The organism is Acidovorax sp. JHL-9, assembly GCF_000426205.1.
GTDB classification, from domain to species: Bacteria; Pseudomonadota; Gammaproteobacteria; order Burkholderiales; family Burkholderiaceae_C; genus Acidovorax; species Acidovorax soli.
Genome location: NZ_AUEX01000052.1, coordinates 1 through 4,920 on the forward strand (window position 1 = coordinate 1; position 4,920 = coordinate 4,920).

3 protein-coding genes are annotated in these 4,920 nt (G+C 66.2%); 2 read left to right on the top strand and 1 reads right to left on the bottom strand.

The annotated features are described in order from the left end of the window. Positions 1-291: 291 nt before the first annotated feature. Positions 292-1,209: a triacylglycerol lipase gene (locus K225_RS0118990; protein ID WP_026437804.1), complete on the bottom strand. Its 918-nt coding sequence runs from the start codon at positions 1,207-1,209 to the stop codon at positions 292-294. Positions 1,210-1,441: 232 nt separating this feature from the next. Here K225_RS0118990 and K225_RS0118995 point away from each other — a divergent pair, with 232 nt between their 5' ends. Together K225_RS0118995 and K225_RS0119000 are read left to right on the top strand one after the other, a co-directional pair. Further along, on the top strand, positions 1,442-3,127 hold the full coding sequence (locus K225_RS0118995; RefSeq protein WP_026437805.1) for an AMP-binding protein: 1,686 nt from the start codon (positions 1,442-1,444) through the stop codon (positions 3,125-3,127). Between the two features lie 59 nt (positions 3,128-3,186). Further along, positions 3,187-4,113 (top strand): MBL fold metallo-hydrolase, encoded by a 927-nt coding sequence (locus K225_RS0119000; RefSeq protein WP_026437806.1) that lies wholly within the window; start codon positions 3,187-3,189, stop codon positions 4,111-4,113. Positions 4,114-4,920: the final 807 nt, after the last annotated feature.

A 4,920-nucleotide genomic window follows, 5' to 3' on the forward strand; every position in this document is an offset into this window, starting at 1 on the left:
CGCAGCGCGCATGCCTCGTTATCTGACTCGCCGTGGCTGTCCGAGCGCAGCGCGCCAGCGCGTAGCGAGTTCCACGGCGCACCCCGCCACCGCACCGACGCAGGTCTGCCCCGAAGGGGTCGCAGGCTGTGGGTCGCCTTTTCTTTGCTTACTTTCTTTTGGCGAAGCAAAAGAAAGTGAGGCGGCCGCCGGGCCGAAACCCGGCCTCCGACCTCAACCAAGGCACACCACAAACCATCAAAACAATAGCTGACAGCGCCTGATAAACAAGCACCAGAGCCTAAAAAGACCTCACCCCCGCACCATCTCCTCCAGGCAAGCCCGCATGACCAAAGGGTGAAACGCCATCTGCATATGCGCCACCCCCTGCACCAACCGGTTGTCCGCCCCCGCCAACATGGCCGTACCCGCCGGAAAAACGATGTTGTCGCAATTCGAATACCAGCAGGTGAAAAGACCCGCCCGGGCGGCCGGCTCGCCCTGCTGCAGTTGCTGCACCCATGCACCGCCCAGCGCCATCTGCCGACCAGTGACCGAACTGCTGAAACGCCCCGCCCAGGTGCCACCATGCGGTGTGCCCAGCGTGATGACCCGGTGCACGCGCGCGGTGGCGCTGTCTGCCGCCAGAGTGCGCAGCCAGGCGCGGGCCGCCAGCCCACCCATGCTGTGCCCCACCACCACCGGTGCCATGCCAGTGGCTTCTTGCACGCGCCGCACGGCGGCGTCGATGGTGGCCGCGTAGTCGTCGATCGAGCCAAAAGGCGGCTCCAGCGTCACCGCCACAAAGGCATGGCCGCGCTCGCGCAGCGCCGCCATCCACGGCAGCCAGAAACCCCGGTTGCACAGGAAACCATGCACCAGCACCACGCCCCGGCGCGTGGCCCGCTGGTTGGGTGCCAGGGGCGGCAGCCAGTCGGGAACGGCGCTGTGGCGAAAGGGCTGGCGCCAGCCAAACACCGCCAGCGCCAGGCATGCCTCGGCCCACCAGGCCGTGACCAGTTGCCCCCATGAGGGCCGTGGCACGGGATCCGAGCGGTTCACGCGCAGCATGGTCGCGAACTGCAGCCAGAGCACCAGCCCGGACAAGGCCAGTACGGCGGCCACGCCCGCCAGCGCAGTCAGCGGCGAGCGGGGCCACTGCCATGCCAGCCAGGCGATCGTGGCCAGCGTGTTGAAGACGACCACGGCTTGCTGCCAGCGTGCGTTCATGGATTCGGGTGTTGCAAGGAAGGAGCACGCATTGTGCGGCCTGCCCCGGGAGGGCTGGCGCTGGGTGCGGCCCGCACTTTCCGCCGATGCAGCGCCACGGCAGCGCCGATGCCACGACCCTGTCGCCTGCGGGACGGAACGGTCGCGCACCCTAGGACAAGCCCGGTAGCCGGGCCCCTGCCCGGCTCCCACAATCTGGGCCTTCCCCCACCAGAGCACCCGAGGACACCGCATGGAAAAGATCTGGCTCAAGAGCTACCCCCCGGGGGTTCCCCACGATGTGCAGCCCGAGCAATACCGCTCGGTGGCGCACCTGCTGGAAGAATCCTTTCGCAAGCACGCAGCCAGCCCTTTTTCGGTCTGCATGGACCAGTGGATGTCCTACGGCGAACTCGACCGTTTTTCAGCGGCCCTGGGGGCCTACCTGCAGGGCCTGGGGCTGGAACCTGGCGCGCGCGTGGCCATCATGCTGCCCAACCTGCCGCAGTTTGGCGTGACCATGGCCGCCGTGCTGCGCGCCGGCTACACCTGCGTCAACGTGAACCCGCTCTACACCGCCCGCGAGCTGGAACACCAGCTCAAGGATTCGGGCGCCACGGCCATCGTGATCCTGGAGAACTTCGCCCACACCCTGAGCGAAATCGTCGAGCACACCGCCGTGCAGCATGTGGTGATGGCGTCCATGGGCGACCTGCTGGGCGCGGTCTATGGCCCCTGGATCACCTTTGCCGTGCGGCATCTCGCCAAGATGGTGCCGGCCTACGAGCTGCCGCTTTCCAATGGCCGCAAGGTCGTCAGCTTCAAGAAGGCACTGGCGCTGGGCGAACGCCGCACCCTGGTGCCCAGCCAGGCCACGCTCGACTCGATCGCCTTCCTGCAGTACACGGGCGGCACCACGGGCCTCTCGAAAGGCGCGGTGCTGACCCACCGCAATATCGTGGCCGCCACGCTGCAGGCCGAGGCCTGGTTCACACCCGCGTTGTCGAAGGTGGGCGACCCCAGCCGCGCCAACTCCATCGCCGCGCTGCCGCTGTACCACATCTTCGCGCTCACGCTGTGCCTGCTGGCCATACGCCAGGGCTCCAGCCTCACGCTGATCCCCAACCCGCGCGACATTCCCAAATTCGTCGAGGAGCTCAAGAAGCGCCCCTTCCACATGCTGCCCGCCGTGAACACGCTGTTCAACGCACTGCTGCAGAACCCGCAGTTCAAGTCGGTCGACTTTTCGCACCTGTGCGTTTCGCAGGCCGGCGGCATGGCCGCAAGTGAAGGCACGGCCAGGCAGTGGCAGCAGGTCACCGGCAGCACCATGATCGAAGGCTGGGGCATGAGCGAGACCTGCGCCATCGGCACCAACAACCCCGTGACCAACACCGCGTTCAGCGGCACCATCGGCCTGCCCCTGCCCGGCATCGACATCGCCATCAAGGACGATGCGGGCAACACCCTGCCCCAGGGCGCCTCGGGCGAAATCTGCATCCGCGGCCCCAACGTGATGACGGGCTACTACAACCAGCCGGAAGAGAACGCCCTGGCCTTCACGGCCGACGGCTTCATGCGCACGGGCGACATCGGCACCATGGACGCGCAGGGCTACACGCGCATCATCGACCGCAAGAAGGACATGATCCTGGTGAGCGGCTTCAACGTGTTTCCGAACGAACTGGAGCAGGTCATCAGCCTGTGCCCCGGCGTGGTGGAATGCGCTGCCATCGGCATTCCCGACGCCATGCAGGGCGAGTCCATCAAGATTTTCGTGATCAAGAACGACCCCGCTCTGACCGAGGACCAGGTGGCCAATTTCTGCCACGCCAACCTCACGGGCTACAAGCGCCCAAAATACATCGAGTTCCGCGACGAGCTGCCCAAAAGCAATGTGGGCAAGATACTGCGGCGCGAGCTGAGGACCACCTCCTGAGCGGCGGGGCGACCACCGTCCCCGGTCGCACCCGCCAAAATATTTGATTTTCACAGCTTATGACGCCTACTCCACCTGCGCTGCCAGTCGAAATATCGGTGTTCGAGCGCGGCTGGCTGTCGGCCAACAACATCCTGTTCATCGGCCGGCACGGCACGGCGGTGGTGGACACCGGCTACTGCAGCCACGCCGACCAGACGGTGGCGCTGGTGCAGGGCGCGCTGGGCAACCGTGCGCTCGACCGCATCCTCAACACCCACCTGCACAGCGACCACTGCGGCGGCAACGCCGCGCTGCAGCAGGCCTGGCCGGGGGTGGAGACATCCATCCCGCCCGGGCAGGCCGCCCATGTGCGCGACTGGGACGCCTATGCGCTGAGCTACACCCCCACCGGCCAGGAATGCCCGCCCTTTCGCTACGACAGCGTGCTGCAGCCAGGCACCACCACGCTGCTGGGCGACAAACCCTGGCAGGTGCATGCCGCGCCGGGGCACGATACGCATTCGGTGGTGCTGTTCGAGCCGCAAGACGGCATCCTGATCTCGGCCGACGCGCTGTGGGAAAACGGCTTCGGCGTGGTCTTTCCCGAGCTGGAGGGCGACAGCGCCTTTGCCGACGTGGCCGCCACGCTGGACCTCATCGAGCGCCTGGCGCCGCGCACCGTGATTCCGGGCCATGGACCGGTGTTTGCCGACGCGCCCCGCGCACTCGCCGTGGCGCGCAAGCGGCTTGACGGCTTTGCCGGCAACCCTGGCAAGCACGCGCTCTATGCCGCCAAGGTACTGCTGAAATACAAGCTGCTGGAGTGGCAGCGCATCCCCGTGTCCGAACTGCGCGCCTGGACGGACGCCACGCCCTACTTCGGCGCCATGCACCAGCGGCATTTCAATGATCGCGGCCGAGGCGAGTGGCTGGAGGGGTTGATGGACGAGCTGGTGCGGTCGGGGGCAGCGCGGCGGGAGGGGGAGTGGTTGGTGAATCTTTGAGGATGGTGGGTTCGGTTGGTCTGCCTGCTGGTCTGAATTTTTAGCTTCGGCGCTGATGTATCAGGCGTTGATAGCTATTTTTTTGATAGCTGTCGCTGTGCCTTTGCATGGGGCGGGGGCCGGGGTGTGCGCCCGGCAGCGCAGTGGCTTTCTTTTGCTTCGCCAAAAGAAAGCCACCAAAGAAAAGGCGACCCTACAGGCTGCGTCCCTGCGCTTCGCTGCGGGCAACCTGCGGTGCTCGCGTTCAGCGGAGTCTCGCTCGAACTCGCTGCGCTCAGACAATCGCGAACCCTGATCCGCTGGCCGCTGCGCTCCTCGGCGCAGCCTGAAGGGAACCGGAGCAAACATCCCTTCGGGCCATCGCTGCGCTCGGCCCAGGCAGCACAGCGCGTGGCGCTTGCGTCCGCGAGAGGAGGCCGAGCGCAGCGATGGCCCGAATGGATGTCTGGATGTTCTTTTCCCACCCCATCTGGCTGCGCCTGCGGCGGGGCGGTGGCGGGGGGAGCAGGCGCGGCGCAGCGCGCATGCCTCGTCAACTGACTCGCCGTGGCTGTCCGAGCGGCGCGCGCAGCGCAAAGCGAGTTCCACGGCGCACCCCGCAACCGCCCCGATGCAGGTTTGCCCCGTAGCAACGCGAAGGGGTCGCAGACTGTGGGTCGCCTTTTCTTTGCTTACTTTCTTTTGGCGAAGCAAAAGAAAGTGAGGCGGCCGCCGGGCCGAAACCCGGCCTCCGCCCTCAACCAAGGCACACTACAAACCATCAAAACAATAGCAACCAGCGCCTGATAAACAAGCACCAGCGCCTAA

Coding starts and splice junctions, on each gene's coding strand:
- K225_RS0119000 (WP_026437806.1), top strand. CDS start 3,187: ATGACGCCTACTCCACCTGCGCTGCCAGTCGAAATATCGGTGTTCGAG.
- K225_RS0118995 (WP_026437805.1), top strand. CDS start 1,442: ATGGAAAAGATCTGGCTCAAGAGCTACCCCCCGGGGGTTCCCCACGAT.
- K225_RS0118990 (WP_026437804.1), bottom strand. CDS start 1,209: ATGAACGCACGCTGGCAGCAAGCCGTGGTCGTCTTCAACACGCTGGCC.